We start from the raw sequence: 19,628 nt of genomic DNA on the forward strand, positions 1-19,628 counted from the left end.
TAAGTTGCGTCCTGACGGGGTGCGCAGGGGTAATGGGATTAGCATGTAACGGCTGCGTGTTTCAAAGTTCCTCGCACTCCCTCAGGGCGCAATTTTCGCATCTGGCCAGTGGTTCCCTGGCGTCGGCGATGCCTTGGGGTTTGGAATAACAGGATCAGTCCTGTTGTTTCCCAATTGACCAAAGTAGTTCATAGAGATCGGGTCCTAATACGATTAGGCCGACGGCAATTGCCGTTATCGACGCGACCAAAACCCCAGCCGCGGCGGCATCGAGAGCCCGGCCAATTCTTTCATCGTGTTGTGGGTGCACGACCAACACCAGCGTTTCAATTGCGGTGTTCAGTAACTCGGCCGTCCAAACGCCGCCGATGACAATCAAGATTGCCGCCCACTGCCAAGCGTCGATCCGCAACCCAGCCCCAACGCCAATCGCTAAGAGCGTGGCAGCCATGTGCACGCGAAAGCTGTTCTGTGTTTTGACCGCCCAAGCGAGACCACTCAACGCCACTCGAAACTTGGCACCCCAAGTCTGCCTGGTTAGTTGCAAGCCTGCTTGATCCGCTTCCGACGTTCGCCCCGTCCTGATTGTTTGTCCGGGTACCTGATCCGGATGCTGACCTTCTCGATTAGCGTCACCTTCTTTGGGCATCGCTACTCAATACCTTCCACGCCAGGTGGTGGGATCATCTGGCCGCCTAGAGTTCCCAGTTTTCCGAGTGACAGGAACCGTGGTTCGATCAGGAATCCGAAGCTGGTATTGTCTCGGCCACTATCAACCTTCGCGCCAATTTGCACCAAGAACGATTCGCCGATCCGAGTCAAACCAAATGATTGCCCAACGTTACCGGCTTCACCAAAGTCATAAGTGTTGCCTGCCGACACGATCCATTTTTCGTTCAATCGATGATCCAAGCTTGTTCGCAACACGGTGCTGCTAATCGGTCCTTCCAGTGACAACAGCCCCACATAGAAGTCACCCAAGCCTGGCCGACTGGTTCGAATTCCGGCGCTGAGAGACCGGAGTCCATCGTCGAAGAAATCAAGATAGCCATCACTCAATAACGTGACACGGTCGCCCAAGTTGTATTGAGCATCAAAGATCGTCGGTCCAATGGTTTCACCAAAGTTGTCCCGCACCTCTTCCGGATAAAGAATTGTCTCCACATCAAAGCGGAACAGATCCACAATACGCTCACGTCCCGGCAACCCGCGTTTGGTCTGGAACCGATGCTTCATCCCTAGACGCAACTGTTGGGTATCATCCGCGATTGTGCTACTAGGGCTGGTGACGAATCGTTGAATTCCTTGCCTTAAAGCGTAGTTGCGCGGATCGAACTGATCCGGCAACAATCCGCCAAAGGTGTCAAACGTGAAGAACCTACGGAACTCTTCCTGAGCGTTATCGTCCAGCGGATCGTAGTACGGCAATTGCTCGTAGTTCGTGTCGCTGTCTGCATAGAAGTATTCCGCTGACAAATCAATCTTGTGAGCCAACCCTCGTACATTCAGCAAGCTACTCTGAATCGTTGGATCGATTCGCGACAACGGCAAGTTTGCACGAATACCGCCGCCACCCCACAACCGAGTCAACTCTTCTCCGTTGATGTCTTCGCCATAGTGTGAAGCCTCACCGATGGCAAATGGGACGACCTTCATGGGTCCCGCTTGAATTGGCATGGAGATCTCTTGACGCGTTCGCGCGACAATTCCTTCACTCTCAACTTCACCCGGAAGCACGGCCGTCACCGCTGCAATCGCTGGATCTTCTGGTGTGTCGGCGGTTTTCAGTCTCGCATATCCAACTTCATTATTCATCGACCACGTCAAACGATCGCCCAACAGCGAACCGCCCAACGCATGATGATTCAACGACGGAAGGTTTTCCGTTTCCTGATAAAAGTCATTGATCTGAACATTGAAGTTCAGGTCGAACAACTGGGAACCCGCGTAACGTCGTAGTCGCAGCCCCGTCGTCGCATCTGACTTACTATCCCACTCTTGTTCAAAATACTGTTCCAGGAAATTCCGGTCACTGAGGTAGCCTAACTCAGCAATGAATTCCCAATCGTTCGACAGATGATGACGATGCCGAAGCGTCGTGCGACCACGAAGCGTCTCTTCAGGTTGCAAGTCTCGGCGCCCATTGCCCAAGACATCCAATCCCGAATCATCGATCACGTAGCTGTCGTACTCGCCCTCGACCGGACCAGAAAACCCAAACAAACTTGACTTATTGTACGTCGTGCGACTTCCAATTGCCGGACCGCGATCGCTCAAGTAATCCGTCAACAAGATCGACTCAACGCCTTCCGGTGTGTTCGCCAGACCGAGCAACTGAAACAGATCCCACTCCAGCAATACTTGGGTTCCAAAGATGCTATCGCTTTTGACGTCCGCCCCGGTCAGATAGAACGTGGGCTTGCGAAGCGGTGTCGTAAACCGAGGCCAATACAGTACCGGCACACCGGCCATATAAACGAAATTGCCGCCGCTAGAAACGTAGGGTTCGGTGTCCATTACCGCTTGACCGGTAAACGGATCCGTCTTCGCGACGGGCCGCTGTGTCAGCTGCAGCTGTCGACTTTGCAGCCAATAACTTGGCACACCCATTCGGCTGCTCGTGACCGCCGCATTAGTGGCGACGTAGTTATCCCGAGCAACCTGTCGCATTTGTTCCGCCTTAACGCGGACGGTCCCTTGGTACTCCGGAATCGATGTAATTGCCTCCGCATCGAGAACCACACCGACCTCTCGGGTCACGTTGTAGTACATCGATTCGGCATAGATGATTCGATCGCCTTGGCGGAAAACGATATCTCCTTCCAGATACATCTCACCTTCCGCCATTGAGGCATCCGCTGCACCGGTCAAGATATCTCCCAGCGTCGGCAACCAAGCTACAATCCGGTCCGCTGAGACGGATACGGTTCCTAGATCGAAGGTAATTCCATCGGGTGCCTGGACCGTGATGTCGCGGACCAACACAGTTACTCCGCCTCGAGCGACCACGATCGTCTCATTGTTCTCAACGCGATTGATTGTTTCGAATTGAGCCGGTAGCGATGCTCCACGCGACAACAACTCCACGCTACGCGATCCACCACCAACGACAAACTGCCATCCACCGGTCGTCCCACCGTCTTCGGTCAAGATCGGTGCATCGGGAAGCGGCATGACTGGGGTTGGCCCCGCCAACGTTGTAGGGCCGGGATAAGCGGGCGCCGAATATTGCGGACTCGTTTGCGGCGAATAGCTCGTCACCGGTGGTGTGAACGGAGTGGTTTCCGAATTGGGAGACTCAAAATACGGTGCATCGATCACCCGTCCGCCCTGTGGAAGCATTCCTGGCGACTCGACGTATTGAACCGGCAAGATTGTTCCTGGATCCGGAAGCCGTTTCGGACTCATTTTCGAACCGGAGTTCGCTACCGCAGCGGAATTTGCCAGGACGGAAGCCATACCTGGATGGGGCAGATTCAATTGCGACCACCAAGCGGCCGGCACTTCGGTTTCGCCGCGATAGTTGTGGGCTTCAATGCGTGGAGGCTCATCAAGTTGCAAATGCGCAACGATCGGCTTGCGAGTGGATTCCGATTCGCTCATCCGAACGCGGTCCATCAACAAGTGGACTCCGACTGCATCACCTTGACCGTCGACCACCAGGAAAACCTGTTCGGCGCGGAAGCGTTTCCCCTGATGCTTCAGCACGCAATCGCCACGAACGAGTGTGCAATCTTGCCCGCCGCTCGCATTTCGCCAGCGGTGAACCGTATTACCGGCAACGAAAACCGTCTCGTGATCGCCTAGTGTCTCGGAATTCCTTGGGATTACGGGATCAACTGCTGTCGCTGGCTCTACTGCCAAGAGTGGCTCGCCTGCGATCGCTGGTGAACTGCATAAGAGGCCAGCTCCGATACAAATCGCCACGGTCAAAAAACTTCCGACGGCCAGCTCTTTGCCCCACTTGGACCGCGCAGCAAACATCCTCGACGAAGCAAAAATAATTTTTTGCGACCTTCGAGGCGGGCATACGTCAGGGGTAATAGGAGCGGCCAAAAAGGCAACTTGTAACGGAAGTCTCGTGAAATACAGTGTTTACAGCGACAATCAACGCAGCGGTCGATCGTCGGAGATCACACTACGAAAGCAAACGTTCAAGCCACAAGCCAAATTATCTTGACCCAAACCGGCCAAGCTCCGTAGCATGTAATTATGTCACACTCGGCACGGCCCTCCACCAACCGATTTCGCTCATCACAGCGACTGCCCACCAACCGATTTCGCTCATCACAGCGACTGCCTCGTCTCACAGAGATGATGCGGTGGGTGCCCGCAATCGTTGCATGCTTCGCGATTGCTGCGTGGCCTGCCTTAGTGCCGGATTGCTGCTGCCAAGCCCCTGGCCCTCAAGCGTCCCTTGCGGATGAAGAACTACCTAGTTGTTGTGCGTGCACGGCATCAGAAATCGGTGAAACAACCGCGTGTGTGAAACACGAGTGTCCGTGCGAAATCCAGCAGTGGAAACACGAACCGGTCGTCGTTACAGCCTCAACACCTGAAGCTCCGACGAAGAACCCCATTGGCTTGGTACCTTGGATTGGTACGCCAGGGTTGACCAGTATCCCTGTTCGTTCATTAGCAAAGGCGGAAACAAGGCGATCGTATTCGATCACCTCAAGCGACCGCTGCGCGCTTCTATGTCGTTGGTTGAATTAACAGTCGCTGAATTCAGACGACTGTTCCATTTCAATTGATTTCAATAGAGGAAATATGATGTTTCGAACCCCAATGATCCTGGCTTCTATCGCGTTGGTAGCCGCCCTATCCGCGTTTCTAATTCGCAGCAACGTGTCTGCTGAATCGACGCCGCTCGCTTCAACGTCCGCTGAGGTTTGTCCTTGCGGGCAGTGCGATGAAGGCTGCAATTGCTGCAGCGGCGGAGAATGCACTTGCGAGAAATGCGAGTGTACCGCCTGCGAGTGCGCGGCTTGTGACTGCGCCGCATGCGACTGTGCGGTCTGTGACTGCACTGAATGTGACTGTGCCGCCGCTTGCGAATGCACGGAGTGTGATTGCACTCAGTGCGACGGTGACTGCGAATGCACAACTTGCGACTGCAGCACTGAACAATGCGTGTCTTGCACGTCGTGCTCATAAGCCTGCCGACTAGCGTTCGCTAGCAATGATGGCAATCACCTATTTAAATGGGCTTCGCCTGTCCGCCTGGAACGCCAGAATTCCTCTGGTGTTCCAGGCCTTTTGATGAATCAATGCATTCGCTTGAATGCAACCTTCATGGCAACCCGCCAAATGGCCTGCGAGCCGGCGTTACTTCGGCGAGGCAGTCTTTTCGGCCATTTTGGGGAATGGGACGCCGCTAACCAAGCCACGATCGATCACCCACACGTTGCGATAACGAACTGGATCCTTGTGATCTTGCATCTTCGTAGGCAGCAAAGTCGGTGTTTCTGGTTGGCCATGACCCGTTGGGCCCGGCAACGATTGGGCATCCTGAACCTTGACGCCGTTGACCCATGAAGTGACCTGAGCATCTCTTAGCTTTTTGCCATTCGCACCAAAACGCGCAGCCGTGAAATGGATGTCGTACGTTTGCCAAACCAAAGGTGGCAACGCCATGTTCACGTCCGCAGCTCGGTGACGGTAAAGAGCTCCCAAACCATTGAAGACCCTTGGAGCACCGAACGAATCCAAGATCTGACATTCGTAACGGCTTTGCAAATACAGACCGCTGTTGCCGCGTTGCTGGCCTTCTTGTTTGGGCATGTGAGGAATACGAAATTCAACATGCAAATCAAAGTCGTTCAACATGAACTGAATATCAGCCCCCTGACGCAACAAACCGCCGGGCGTCAATCGACCGTTGACCAATTGCTCGGTGCCACTGCCATCGAACAACACGATCGCACCTTCGGGTGCCTTCGCACCCAATGTCGGGCTAACGCGATTCGCTCGTGGAAGAGTCCCCAGTTGTTCCCCTTCAACGCTGATCACCTTGCACTGTTCAGGACCGGCGAACATCGCCCAAGGACCGCCTGACAACACCAACGTGTCACCGCTGCGACGCCCCACCAAAACCATCATGCCGTCTTCGGTGGATCCGTCTTGTCCAGGCAATCCACCCACATAGCCGCGTGCCTCGAACGTTCCATCGCCAAGTGCCCGAATTTGGATTCCCCAAAGTTGAGCATCCTCTTTCCCGGCCTTAATTTCACCTAAGTATTCACCGACCAGTGCAAAGTCACGAGCAGCAGGGCCCTCTTGAGGAGGCGAGAGCCATACGCCCTGGGAATTCCACTCTGCTTCCAGAGCCGGATCTTCGACAGGCGGGGCTACAGCGGGTTCCTCACGCTCCGTCTTGTCCGCTGACTTTTTGTCTTCTTGGGATTTGGATTCGGCGACGGGTTTGTCCGCCTCCTTAGGCATGTTCTGATCTGTTGATTCCGATTTTCCTGATTCGGCCTTGGCTGGCTCTGATGGGACCGGTTCAGATTTTGCAGATTCAGCTTCTGCCTCGGTCGCTGCGGGTGCTTTTGCATCGGCTTTCTTGGCATCAGACTGAGCCAACAAGGTCCCCGACGTCATTGACGCGATTACTACGATGGCAAGAAGTTGAGAAAGCGGTTTGGGAAGCAAAAATCGACTAGCAAGCATAACAAGCATCGTAAAAGGTGGGGTTGCTAAGGGGGATATTGGGGACCGGTAGGACTCAATGTTGGTGAATCGCTGAACGCAACATTGTAGTTGATCAAAGGTAGATGGCGCGACTTGGCTAGCGGAAACAAGCATGGCTACAAAAAAAGCCGAAAAGAGTAACAATATGTCTGACAAATCAGTGAAGAAGTCACTCGATGCCGCGCCCCCAATCCGGTTGCAGGGTTGCCGGACGAACAACCTGAAAGGTATCGACGTTGATATCCCTCGAGGCAAACTGGTCGTGGTTTGTGGGCTGTCCGGCAGCGGGAAAACCTCCCTGGCTCTCGACACGCTTTATGCCGAAGGCCAACGCTGTTACATCGAAAGTTTCTCGGCCTACACCCGCCAGTACCTCGCCCGGCTAGAAAAGCCTGACTGCGACGCGATCACTGGCATTCCACCCGCGATTGCCGTGACCCGCGCCTCGGCGGTCAAAAACAACCGCAGCACAGTCGCCACGGCCACTGAGATTGCCGAACATATCCGATTGCTGTTTGCCAAGGCGGCGAACTTGGTCTGTTATTCATGTGGCCAAAACGTGAGCGTCGACAGCCCACAAAGCATCGCGGCTGAAATGGTATCGCCGGAATCCAACATTAGTCGAGCCATTGTGGGGTTTGAAGTCTGGTTGCCCAACCGAACCGCCGCCAGCGAAATCTTGCTGGCCTTGCAACAAGAAGGCTACCTAAGGCTCATCCTGAAAGGAGAAACTTTCCGGCTGTCTGACGAAGATCGCAAGCCGCTCGCCAAGCGGATCGGCAGCCGCGGCGTGACCGCCATCGTCGTCGTCGATCGACTATCCGGCGACAGCGAACTGCCACGTTGGACGGAGTCCTTGGAAACCGCCATGGCTGAAGGAAACGGGCGAGCAATCGTTCTATCAGACTCAGCGACGTCCGACGAAGAATCCGAACACGCCACCTTCGTCGAAGTCGATGAACGTTCAATGAGGTCACGAACCGTTAGCGACCGCCGGCGTTGTGATCGCTGCGATATTGACTATCCCGATCCTGTTCCTCGACTGTTCAACTTCAACCATCCACTCGGTGCCTGTTCGACCTGCGAGGGTTTCGGCGATGTGTTGCAGACCGACATGACTCGAGTGGTTCCTGATCCCAGCAAAACCATCCGGGAAGGCGCCATCGCACCCTGGAACACTCCGTCGTACAGCCACGAACTCGAAGAACTGCTCGCACTCGCCGACGATCACAAAATCCCTGTCGACATTCCTTTTTCAAAGCTGAACAAGACCGCACTGAAGAAGATCCATGCTGGCATCCCCGCCCGTCAATTTGGTGGGCTCGATGGATTCTTTGCGTGGCTAGACCGCAAAAAATACAAGATGCACATCCGCGTCTTTGCAGCCAGATTCCGAAGCTACAAAACGTGCCCCGAATGCGAAGGCAAACGCCTCAAACCCGAAGCTCTCGCCTACCAGATTGCGGGCCGAAACATTTCGGAACTGCTCGCCATGCAGTGCGATCAGTTGGATCGTTTTTTGGAAACGTGGTCCGTGTTAGAAGAAACGGAACCCCAGACTTCAGTTCGCGAGGCACCCGCATCCTACACGGATTCATCTGCTCTTGAAGCACTCGCTCGCACCGATCGTCAACGTCAAAGCTCGATCGCAAAAGAGCCCACTCGCCAGGTCCGCGACCGGCTGCGTTATCTCGCATCGGTTGGACTCAGCTACCTACAACTCAACCGCCCCCTTCGCACACTGTCGGGAGGCGAGACGCAACGAATTGCTCTAACGTCGGCACTAGGCAGCACGCTCGTTGGCATGTTGTACGTCCTGGATGAACCTACCGCCGGCCTTCATCGTGACGACGTAACTAAGCTAATCCGGACGATCCTGCAACTGCGTGATCGTGGCAATACAGTCGTTGCAGTCGAACACAACGCTCAATTAGTCGCTGCTGCGGATCACGTAATCGAAATAGGTCCTGGTGCAGGTGCAGGCGGTGGTGAACTGACCTTCGAAGGCACCCCCGAAACAATGATCCAATCCGAAGATTCACTGACGGGTGAATATTTGGCCGACGATTCGCTGGAGCCCACCTACAAGTCCACGCCGCGCAAGCCTACGTCGATGTTGAAGCTGAAAGGTGCATCCGGTCACAACCTGAAAGACATTGATGTTGAATTCCCACTACGTTCGCTGTGCGTGGTTACCGGACGCAGCGGTAGTGGAAAAAGCACGCTGATCCACGACACACTGTTCGGTGCGGTCACAATTGGACTAGCAAACCGACGGGGCGACAGCCCACCTGCGGATACCGCGACCACCCTGCCCTACACCAGCATCCAGGGCGTTGACCAAATCGAAGATTGTCTGTTGGTCGATCAGTCACCGATCAGCCGCAGTCCGCGAAGTTGCCCCGTCACGTTTGCCAAAGCCTTCGACGAAATCCGCAAGGCCTTCGCCGACACAGTCGATGCCAGAATTCGAAACTTCAAACCTGGCCACTTCAGCTTCAATTCCGCCGCCGGGCAGTGCGCTGCGTGTGAAGGTGCAGGCGTCCAAACCGTCGACATGCAATTCCTCGCCGACGTTTCCATGCGATGTCCGGAATGTCGAGGCCGTCGCTATCGCGAGGAAGTCTTGCAGGTCCGTTACCGCGACCGCACCATCGCTGACGTTCTCGAAATGAGTGTCCGCGACGCGTACCAATTCTTCCGGACAATGCCCAAGGCCCAAGCCCGACTTAAACGCTTGATCGACGTCGGCTTGGACTACGTCACTTTGGGCCAACCCGCGACAACCCTCTCCAGCGGCGAAGCACAACGCTTGAAACTCGCTGCGTTCTTGGCCGGTTCCACCAAAAAACGCACACTGTTCTTGATGGATGAACCGACCACAGGATTGCACTTCGCCGATATCGAGCGACTGATCGGATGCTTCGACGCTTTGATCGCTGACGGCCACTCGCTGATCGTGATCGAACACCATCCCATGCTCGTTGCCGCCGCTGACTGGATTGTCGACATCGGACCGGGAGCCGCTGACGATGGTGGCCAAGTTGTTTTCAGCGGACCACCAACGTCTTTGTAATTAACCCAGTGGCGCCGTTAACCAGTCGACTAAAAACCTTGAATCACCTCGCCAGACGACGGAGTCACCAACGCCCGCAGAATGTTTAAGTCGATACTGGTCGTAATGAACTTGACCGCACCGTCACCTAAGACAACATGAAATCCACCTTGGTGCGTATTCCCTAGTTGCGGAAGCGGATTCACCGGATCAAGTTGCACATCGACCGGCTTGGTCCACGGCACCATTTGGTCGCGACTGGTTTCGACCACCATGATCGTGTTGGACAAACCGTCACGCACATCACGAAACCGTCGCGTCCCACTTTCAGGGAACATCGCCTCGTCACCGACGGGAACCTGAAACACGGTGTAGCCCGGCCGTGGCGGCACACTGGGATCAACATAAACTTCGGGCATCCTGCGCAGCAAACGATAGTTGTGATCGCTATCCCACGGTTCGTCCAAATGAAACTCGTTGTACAACGCTTCTTCACCAATGAAAGGAAGGATCTTCACCCGCCAGCTCAAAATTGGCTTTCCTGATGCGTCGCGAATCGCTCGATCGGGAAGTGATTGATGTGTCGCGTGGTGGTTGTGAAACGCCAATCCAATCTGTTTCAAATGGTTACTCGCTGACATCCGCCGTGCTGCTTCACGGGCCGCCTGCACCGCTGGCAATAACAGTCCTACCAAGACACCGGTCGTTGCAATGTTCGACTCCAACTTGATCTGCACCGTTTTGCCATCGCGTTTCGGACGAATCATGTCCGAGTAAGTCGCTGAAATCCGATCGACATACTGGATCGTCGCTCGATTGACCGCGTTATCGGGTTGAACTTGTTGCTCCTTCAGGACCTGTTGACGCAGCATCAGCAATCCGAAATCAATGGACTCATTGATTGCATCTTCCAAGTTTTCAGCCGCGGCTTCGTCTGTCCCCAATGCCGAGACCGACAAGCTACCCATCGCTGAGCCATAGTTGATGTGCACCAACAACGCATCGGCCCACTCACCGAACCTTGCTAGTTTCTGTAACGGAGGCGGCATGCGTCCCGCCGCTTGTCCTAGCCCTCCAACGACCATGGGTCGGATGGGTTCAATCACTGCAACGGCCAACAAACCTTGCCGACGCTTCAACTTTCCGACCAAGTTCGGCAACGGCCCCTCCGCCCCCTTACTTTCGATCATCGAACCCAAAAACTCGACAGTCCCCACCAAATAGGTCCTCGCATCCAGCCGGCATAGGAACACACTTAGTGTGTCTTTCACCAAATAAAATTGGTGCTCTCCAACCTCCATCGGTTCTCTCGTGTCTAGAGCCTTTTCTCTGAGGTCGCTGATTTGGTAGTCGTGATTCATTCGAATCACCGCGCCACCTTGTGGTCCCGTTGGCCCCGGCATTCCGACGACGGCACTCACATCGGCAATGTGAAGTGGATCAACCCCCAACTTCTCAATCATGGCTGCCTGGGCAATCTCAATCGGAAAAAGCTCCAAATCTGGCGACTTAAGCATCTCGCCAACCGGCAGGAAGGCCGCCGCGATTGCATCACCAGGAATGTATTCGGTGGAATAGCGAGACGGCGCAACTTCTTGAGCTCGGGCAGCGAGACCGCCAAACCAAAACGAGAGCCCAATTGCGAGCATGGAAAAGGAGCCTGAAGCAGGCGACGCAATTAGCATTTTTGATCCCAGAATGGAGGCGCAGGGCGAAGAGTCACGGAAGAGCCCCCCATCCTACGGGATCAAATTTGGCCTGTCGACTAAGTCGCGGTGCGATCAGCTTTCGAATAACAGGACGCTCCCGAGCATAAATGACGGATCCACCAACACCTCAAAATCAACGACACGATCTCGAATGCATTATTTTGGAATGCCCGCTTTGCAACTTGGCTCCTTCGCGATCGCACTCTCTTCCTCGGAACATTCGCATGTCACGCTCTGTCTACCTGCTGTGGATCGCAACCTGGACCTGCGCGCTGATGCTAACCAATGCTTCCAAGCTATTTGCGGAACCTCCACAATCGGACGAGCGCTGGCATTCTCAATTATCCAAGATTGACATCCAACGCGACACAGTTGCAGGGCAATGGACCCAAGGTGCTGACAGCATTCAAACCACGCCGTCAAACAGTTCTCGGATTGCCATTCCAGCAACGCTGCCCCGCGAGTACGACTTTCGCGTTCGCTTCACGCGTCATTCCGGTCAACATTCAATTGCACTCATTTTCTCGAAACACGCTGGTAACAACGCCTCATTAGCAACCTTCGAAATAGACGCCTGGAGTCAACACCTTGCTGGTATCCAGACGATTGATGGGCAAACCATTCAGTTGCAATCCAACACCACCCGAACCGAAAATGTCGCTATTAGGAACGAGCGGCAATACACCGCTGAAGTGCAAGTCCGTCAGAACTCAGTCACCTGTTTGCTCGACGAAAAAGTGCTCTGCACTTACCAGGGCAACGGAAGTGAACTCAGTTTGCATCCGCTTTGGTCGATGCCATCGGGCACCACTCTTGGCGTGGGAGCCTATCAATCCTCAACCACCTTCCATTCCATTGAACTTCGACAGGTAGCCGATTCCGCTTCGATTGCGAAACCAACACGATCCGCCACCGCATCTGCGTCTCGGCCGGAGCTGCAACGATCACCTCGCATGACTGATACAGGACGCTCGGCCCCTCAAGCGAGCTCGAATACGCTACCACCAAAACAACGCTCCACTTCAAAATCGGGCGGTTCGCACCGCGTGTTGCTCGTGATCGCCAACCGGCATTTTTTCTACCGCGAGTTTGCCGATCCCAAACAAGAACTTGAACGGGCGGGCATCACCGTCGACGTCGCCGCCGGACACGCCGCAATCTGTTATCCACACCCCGGGTCCGGTCAAACCGGTGACGGTGGTGTCAAGCCTGACCTCACCTTGGCCCAAGTCGATGCCAACCGGTACGACGCGATCGTGTTCTCCGGTGGTTGGGGATCGTCGATGTATCAGTTCGCATTCCCGGGCAACTACAACGACCGATCCTACAATGGCGATCGCCAAACCAAACAAATTGTCAATCGCTTGCTCAATCAGTTCGCGGCGGACGACAAATACATTTGCGGGATCTGCAACGCGACTTCGGTACTCGCCTGGTCTCGGGTGAATGGCAAAAGTCTACTCGCGGGAAAAAGAGTCACCGCGCCCACTCGTAAAGCACCGCAAGGAACCTACAACGGCCGCCCCGGTGCTCCGTCGATCCGCTGGCACATCGAACAGAACGATGGCCGACTGGTCCCCGCAGGTTCGATTGGCGATCCCAACTCGGTCGCGGATGACGTCATGATCGACGGCAAAATCATCACCGCCGAAGACGATCGCTCGGCACGCGAGGCTGGTCGTCGCCTAGCACAGCTCTTGACCTCATCAGCCAAATAGAAGGTCTTCTTGAGGCTGCTTCCCGTCCGCTGCTGATTTGCGGTACAGACCCAGTTTTTGCAACGTCAACAAACTGACGTAGGCTGGATTGAGATACAAATACCGCCGCCACAGTCGGCTTGGCTCACGGGTCAGTCGGAACAACCACTCCAGCCCATTGTTTTGCATCCAAGGCGGAGCCTGTTGTAACATCCCGGCGTGAAAAGCAAACGCGGCCCCGACCGCAATCAACGGCATCGAAAGGTGAGACCGCATCTCATAAGCAAAGATTTCTTGGCGAGGGCAACCAAGCCCAACAAAGCACATCTGTGCCCCACTCGCCGTAATCTCCGCAGCCAACTCATCTCGCTCTTCTGCGTTAATTTGACGAAACGCCGACGCCCGTTGCCCGACCACCCGCAGTCCTTCAAACCGCTCCGACAAGTTGGTCGCGAACTGCGATAGCATCTCCTCGGTGGCACCAAACAAAAAGATCGGCACGTCTTGCTTGGCTGCGGCTTCACACAATCGCAACGTCAGTTCAGGACCGTATACTCGATCCGGCAACTTCGGACCATCGAACCCTTTGCCGTGCAGAGCATTCAGTGCCCAGCGAACGGGCTGCCCATCTGGACATACCAAGTCAAATTGATTGAGCCGATAAAAATGCTCGCGGTCGAGCACGCCCGTCATCACGCCATGCACTGCCAAAGCCGTCACCGCCATCGATTGGCGTGACTTGGCGGCACCGATGATCTTATCGATCGCTGCTTCATAATCGATCGCGTTGACACCGATACCGAGAACACTGTGTTGGCCGTAGTCGATCATAGTGAAACGTCAGGATTCAAATGAAAAGAATGAGAAGAAGAATGACGTCCGGACGTCATCGAGTTTTCGGGACGCGTCGCCGCAGGATTCAACTGCGTGACTTGGTCGAGCATCGTTTTGACATCAAACTGTTTTGCAAAATGAGCCAACGCCCATCGCATGAACTTCAGCTTCATATCGCGAGTCGATTTCATCCCTGGAAAATACGCCATGTCGGATCCATCATCACAACCTAAAAAATCAGGTGGATGCAGCAACAACGATGGTGTTACGCCTAACCGACGACACGCGGCCAGCGAAATTCGAAAGTAGGTCTTCGCTAACTTAACACTCGTCTGAGCGACAAAGTTCAGATAGCTAAAATGGATCGGTGTTCGCACGATCGGCAACACCGTCACCGGCACCTCCCACATGCTTGTGCAATCCACTGGATCATCACCCGTCAGCGTTCGCACATAAGGACGATTGGGATTTCGCATCGATGCAAATCCTCCGTACAGCTTCTTTGCCTTTTCTCGCTGTTCCCCTCGCAACTTCGTTCGCGATAGAAAAACAGCTCGCGCAATAGGAGCCATCGAAGTTGGAAAAACCGAAGCGTCATAGCGGTAATCTAACCGCGACAACACTCGCAACACTTCGTCGGGGCAACTGAAACCCGGGCCTCGAAATCCAACCGGACGAACGCCAAACGCAGCAACAATGCGGTCGTGCGTGGTTTCAATTTCCTCCTGAATCTCCTGATCGGCCATCGTATGCATCCATGGCAGATGATTCAGTGAATGATTTGCGGGTTCCCAAGATCGCAAACGATCGAAACTTCTAATCGCTGTCACATCTTCTTCATGCAACAGATCGCGTCCCACCAGAAACACCGACAATGGCAAGTCCAACTCGCCAAGCAGGTCGACGATTCTTTCGATTGCAATACCGAAATAGCTCTCGCTCGTTTCCCAATCTTCACGGCCCGCCGCACGTAAGTAGGCCCACTTGTTATCAAGATCCAACGACAAACTTGCTAAAGGTAACTCACTCATGACGCGTGCCCTGAACCAGAGCTTTGATTGTCATTCAAAGCCGACGCAATCGCGGCAATGGCTCCATCGGCAGACTGCCGCGGCGTATACGACGCGGCAACCTCACGCGCGTTTTGACGCATACCGATAAGTTGTTCATTGGAGACACTAAAGTAGCTATCCAGTGCCTTCCCCAAAGAACCTGAACGTTCCTGATCATCGGCCAGCGGGTCGTACCGCCAACCGGTCTCACCATCTCGAACTAGCGTGGTCACCGCCTGAGCGTACACGCTACCAATCACGGGCATTGCTGCATGCATTCCCTCGTTGACAACCAACAACCATTCGTCAGCCAGGGTGGGTGCCACGATCGCGCCGTGCTGAAGCATGAGCGTCGGCAATTCCTTCGCCGGTTGATTACCTAGAACATGGATCTTCAATCGTTCGTCTGGTGCAGGCTGCTCTTCGATCGGCTTTCCAGCGGCCAAGGTTTCCAGCGATGATCGCATCGGACCATCACCTACGAACGTGATCTCCAAAGAACGTTGATGTTTGCGACAAAACTCACTTGCTTGCTGGACCAGCGGCAACACACCCTTGCGAGAACTGAGCTGTCCAATACACAGCAACCGATTCCGCACAACGTCCTCATCGCGTGTTGGAACCTCCGGCAAAACGTTGCGGTCGTCCGCAGCGTAAGGCAGATGGAACAATCGTTGTTTATCTGCCCCCAGTGACAACAGGTATTCGCGACAAGAGGGACCGTTGTATGTGATCGCGTCCGCTTGAGAGATCAACCGCCGACGAACTCTCGATCGAATCCATCCCCTCCCCTGCTCCGTGTGCTCGCTCATGAATGTTGCCAGCACCAACTTTGCACCACTGCGACGACAGTATCGTGCTGCCGCTAGCGATCGAGCGCCTAACTCGTGTGAAAAAACAACATCCGGCGAAATCGACTTCAAACGCGACAAGGTGTCGTAAGGGACATGCACGAACAGCGGGTCATCAAAGCCTGCACTGCGATGCTTCCAACGTCGCCGCAGAGTGATCGTCTTTTGAATCTCAACGTCCAGCCCCGACCAATCGGGACGAAAGTCACGGTTCGGCTCAATCGGTGTGCTTAACAGGATTTTGAAGTCACGAATCGACTTCGTGATCTCCTGCAAAACCCGAACCTGATAGAGCGGGATGTAGTGGGTCAAAAACACCACGCGCGCATCGATGCACGATGGCTCAGAAACAGCGGGCTCGATGGTTTGGGAAAAAGGATTCACCCCAGCATGATAATTCATCTTTTGAAAATCACACCGCTCAATCGCCGCCGCGACCCGTCATCGGCACAACGACCGTACGGGCGATTAGCCGCAAGTCTTGAAATAGACCAATTCGGTCAATGTACTGCAGGTCCATCCGCATCCAATCATCAAATGTCTCAGCTTTCGCCTTGTCGACCTGCCAAATGCAGGTCAATCCTGGACGAACGTCCAAACGGCGACGATGCCAACGTTCGCACGCTCGGCTTTCATGCCACGGCAACGGGCGAGGGCCCACCAAAGACATGTCACCCTTTAAAACGTTGATCAACTGTGGCAATTCATCCAGACAAGTCGCACGCAACAAATGCCCTACACGGGTCACTCGAGGATCACGACTGATCTTGAACGCCGGCCCGTCGCGATGACTGGCCGATCGCAGCGAGGCTTGTGCTTTTTCAGCATCCACCACCATCGTGCGCAGTTTATAGATCGTGAACGGCCGACCGAATTGCCCCTCGCGGGTCTGGCAAAAGAAGACCGGCCCACCATCACCACGCTTAATCGCCACCATGGCGGCTAACACAAACGGACCGGTCAAAATCAGCCCGACCGATGCACCAACTACATCGATAGTACGTTTGGTCAAACGCGATACCAAAGGCGCGGGCAACGTCAATTCTTCGTCCGCGACCGTAATTTGATCCGATTGAACTCGTGAAGCACGGAAGTCAGACGCTCGAACCGACCGGCCCTCGTTTAATGGTTTGTCCCGACATACCTGAGTGCGGGTCTGCGGCCCGTATACTTCTGGCTCACCTATTACACGAGCTTGAAACGAGGCATTCGATTCATTCAGCGTTGGCGTAGGCGTTCGCACCCAATTCTGATCGCCGGGATCACCATTGCGATCGTCGTCCGGTGTATCGAATGGTTCCTTCGAATCGTCTAACCGATCTCCGAAACCTTCTGGGTCATGAACCTGCAAACTTAGCCGAACGCCCAATCCTGCGTCGGCGGTCAGGGTTGTCATCCGGTCCAACACAGCACGACCGCCCATCTCCGGCGTATCGACCAACAACACACCATACCGGGTTGCCGAAAGCACGCCTTTTTCGTCAGTCATCCGCAAATTTCGGTGCAGCACATCGATCAACTTGCGGGACTGCTTCTTCAATTGCGTCATCCGCCGTGTTCGTCCTAAAACACCGACCGACGAATCATCCAGCGTCGCCGACAATTGAGCTTCCGGATCCAGCGCATTGGCCGCGATCAATTCCACCTGCAGAACACAAAACGGAATGCCTCGTCGTGTCGAACGCACGCGTTCACGAGCGACTTCACGCTCAAACTGCCTTGGCGTTAGCAAGAGCGCACGGCGACTACCCAGCGTCGAGGCGGTCGGCCAAGCCAACCACCGCTGATCGGTAGAGCGTCGTTTGAAAATTGAAAACACAGCGTCGTCCTAGTTGATTTTGACTTCGTTCAACAAACGAGATCAGCGTGGCAACGATGTCGATTGGCCATTCGAGTTGCCGTTGTCCACCCCAACAACAGATCCTGATGTTGCATCAATGTCAGACGCTGCCGACTCAACCGCATCCATCGCTTTTTGGCCTTGGTCGTCCACGGAAATCGGACTCGGCTTGCCAGCGGACAAGTGGTGAGGATTCATTTCACCGTGATCAACTTCGGTCCGGAAAGAATCGCGATTGCCGTCAAACCGCTCATTGTCGACCCGATCTCGCTCACGACGATCTGAGCGACCGCTATCCAGCCGGTCTCGTTTGGAACGCGGCGTTGTCGAACGCGGATCCACCGGTGAATCTCGCAGGATCGCTTGCAACAAGCCCAACGAAAACGCAAACATGGCGCCGACAACCGACAACAACCCACGCATTGGACCCGACTTCTTCAGATTCAAGGTCGCTTCTTGAATCACGCTAACGTCAGACATCTGATTTTTGTCTAGCTCGGCATTCACCCGAGCCTCTTCTAGCGAGCGTGCATGTTCCCGGTAAGTTGCTTCAGCAATGTCCGCTTCCCAGCTCAACCGAGCCATCACGGTCATATCACGATTCAAACGCTGCAGATCGCTTTGCGTTGCTTCAAGCCTTTCCAAAACCGAATCGCGACGGCTAGCCAAGCCAACCGCTTTGGCACGAACCGTTTGAAATTGAGTCTCCAAGTCTTGGTAAACCGGATTAATTGCCTCACGAGTTTCTTGGCGTTCTTGCCGCTCGTCACCAGCGAGTTCTTCGCTTTGACTCATCTTCTGTTGCAGACGTTTGTAACGTGGATGCGATGGGCTCAATTTGGCAAGCTCTTCACCATCTTGAACTTGCACGTCGTAAAGCTGGCTACGCATCGTATCGCCGGCCACGTTCGCAATGCCCAAAGTCTTTTCGATCGGCACCCAAGGTTCAGTCGCATCAAGTTGGCGACGCAATTCTTCCGCTTGGCTAATCGCCTCAGCTAATTCGCTATCCGCCGAACTGAGCTTCATCTCTAAATCGATGATGCGTTCACTCAAGGTTCGCTCCGCCGACTCTGCACTCAACCAGCCCATTTCGTTGCGGGTCTCCTGCAGCTTCTTCCGCGCACCGATTGCAAGATCACGACTCTCGCGAGCCTGCTGGTCAAAGAAATCTTCTGAACCGCGAACTCGGTGCGCGTCAACGTGGTAGCTACCGAACTCGTCCATGACCGCTTGCACGATCGACTGAATCAAAATGGGGTCATCTTCCTTGCCGCCCACGGTCACGGTGTACGCGTTCTTGGCAACATTGACGTTGATCGCCTTTTGAACAGTCTTGATTGCCTTCTCGCGTTCGATCTGAGCTTCATATTCTTCAGCGGTCATATCACCCGCTGTCTTAGGCTCACCTTTGGGAATCCAGCTCACCAATGCGTGATCCGATTTCATGAACGCAGCGGCGTCTTCGAGAGATTGTTCAATCCAGTTACGAGGCTGGTTGATAACGTCCACACCCACCCGCTCGACGGCTCGTTCGGCAATTTCGCGGCTGCCCACCATTTCGCCAATGCTCGCAACCTCAGCGGTACGGCTTTCCTGCATGGACACCGAATTACTGGATTTAGACGTCGGGTCCGAACCAAGTGCATTGCGTCCTAGACGCACATACATCATCCCTTCGCTGCGATACTGGTTCGGCCAAACGATCAAAAGCGCGACGACCGCTACAGTCACCAATACAGTCGTGACGATAACCGAGGGAACTCGGCGGCGGATCGATCGCAATACATCACCAGGCGTGACCATCGCCCAGGCTTCAGAATCAGAACGTGACATCAATTTTGCCTTCTGGAACGGATTAGAAAAAGGCAACAAAAGGATGATCCGAGACCGTCCA

General features: G+C 54.5%; 11 protein-coding genes. 2 read left to right on the plus strand and 9 right to left on the minus strand.

Annotation, left to right across the window (positions count from 1 at the left end):
• Positions 1-154: 154 nt before the first annotated feature.
• From ACR3ZL_RS25775 to ACR3ZL_RS25785, 3 genes are all read right to left on the minus strand, one after another.
• The gene (locus ACR3ZL_RS25775; RefSeq protein WP_473650234.1) at positions 155-649 is read right to left on the minus strand and encodes a diacylglycerol kinase; all 495 of its coding nucleotides are present in this window, start codon (positions 647-649) and stop codon (positions 155-157) included.
• Positions 650-651: 2 nt separating this feature from the next.
• The gene (locus tag ACR3ZL_RS25780) at positions 652-3,927 is read right to left on the minus strand and encodes an LPS-assembly protein LptD (RefSeq protein WP_473650233.1); all 3,276 of its coding nucleotides are present in this window, start codon (positions 3,925-3,927) and stop codon (positions 652-654) included.
• Between the two features lie 1,401 nt (positions 3,928-5,328).
• Positions 5,329-6,672 carry a 3-keto-disaccharide hydrolase gene (locus tag ACR3ZL_RS25785; protein ID WP_473650231.1) on the minus strand — a complete coding sequence of 448 codons (1,344 nt, stop codon included), beginning with the start codon at positions 6,670-6,672 and terminating at the stop codon, positions 5,329-5,331.
• 166 nt (positions 6,673-6,838) lie between these two features.
• On the opposite strand from ACR3ZL_RS25785, the gene uvrA reads away from it, so the two are divergent.
• Positions 6,839-9,769: an excinuclease ABC subunit UvrA gene (uvrA, locus tag ACR3ZL_RS25790; RefSeq protein WP_473650230.1), complete on the plus strand. Its 2,931-nt coding sequence runs from the start codon at positions 6,839-6,841 to the stop codon at positions 9,767-9,769.
• A gap of 29 nt (positions 9,770-9,798) precedes the next feature.
• On the opposite strand, the gene ACR3ZL_RS25795 is transcribed toward uvrA, so the two are convergent.
• Positions 9,799-11,397, minus strand: a complete 1,599-nt coding sequence (locus ACR3ZL_RS25795; RefSeq protein WP_486173072.1) for a DUF1559 domain-containing protein — start codon at positions 11,395-11,397, stop codon at positions 9,799-9,801.
• Between the two features lie 284 nt (positions 11,398-11,681).
• On the opposite strand from ACR3ZL_RS25795, the gene ACR3ZL_RS25800 reads away from it, so the two are divergent.
• Positions 11,682-13,175 carry a DJ-1/PfpI family protein gene (locus tag ACR3ZL_RS25800; protein WP_473650228.1) on the plus strand — a complete coding sequence of 498 codons (1,494 nt, stop codon included), beginning with the start codon at positions 11,682-11,684 and terminating at the stop codon, positions 13,173-13,175.
• Here ACR3ZL_RS25800 and ACR3ZL_RS25805 read toward each other — a convergent pair.
• From ACR3ZL_RS25805 to ACR3ZL_RS25825, 5 genes are read right to left on the minus strand one after another with little or no spacing between them, the layout of a single operon-like run.
• Positions 13,164-13,985 carry a WecB/TagA/CpsF family glycosyltransferase gene (locus ACR3ZL_RS25805; protein ID WP_473650227.1) on the minus strand — a complete coding sequence of 274 codons (822 nt, stop codon included), beginning with the start codon at positions 13,983-13,985 and terminating at the stop codon, positions 13,164-13,166. The two genes, ACR3ZL_RS25800 and ACR3ZL_RS25805, sit on opposite strands and share 12 nt — an antisense overlap.
• A complete protein-coding gene (locus tag ACR3ZL_RS25810) occupies positions 13,982-15,019 on the minus strand; it encodes a polysaccharide deacetylase family protein (protein WP_473650226.1) in 1,038 nt (345 codons plus the stop codon). The genes ACR3ZL_RS25805 and ACR3ZL_RS25810 overlap by 4 nt, the downstream gene beginning before the upstream one ends.
• Positions 15,016-16,275 carry a glycosyltransferase family 4 protein gene (locus tag ACR3ZL_RS25815; protein WP_486173073.1) on the minus strand — a complete coding sequence of 420 codons (1,260 nt, stop codon included), beginning with the start codon at positions 16,273-16,275 and terminating at the stop codon, positions 15,016-15,018. Before ACR3ZL_RS25815 ends, ACR3ZL_RS25810 begins: the two co-directional genes overlap by 4 nt.
• A 37-nt stretch (positions 16,276-16,312) precedes the next feature.
• Positions 16,313-17,710 carry a sugar transferase gene (locus ACR3ZL_RS25820; RefSeq protein ID WP_473650224.1) on the minus strand — a complete coding sequence of 466 codons (1,398 nt, stop codon included), beginning with the start codon at positions 17,708-17,710 and terminating at the stop codon, positions 16,313-16,315.
• 42 nt (positions 17,711-17,752) lie between these two features.
• Entirely contained in the window at positions 17,753-19,567 is a 1,815-nt protein-coding gene (locus tag ACR3ZL_RS25825; RefSeq protein WP_473650223.1) for a GumC family protein, read from the minus strand.
• Positions 19,568-19,628 lie beyond the last annotated feature (61 nt).

The organism is Rhodopirellula sp. J20-39, from assembly GCF_057365095.1.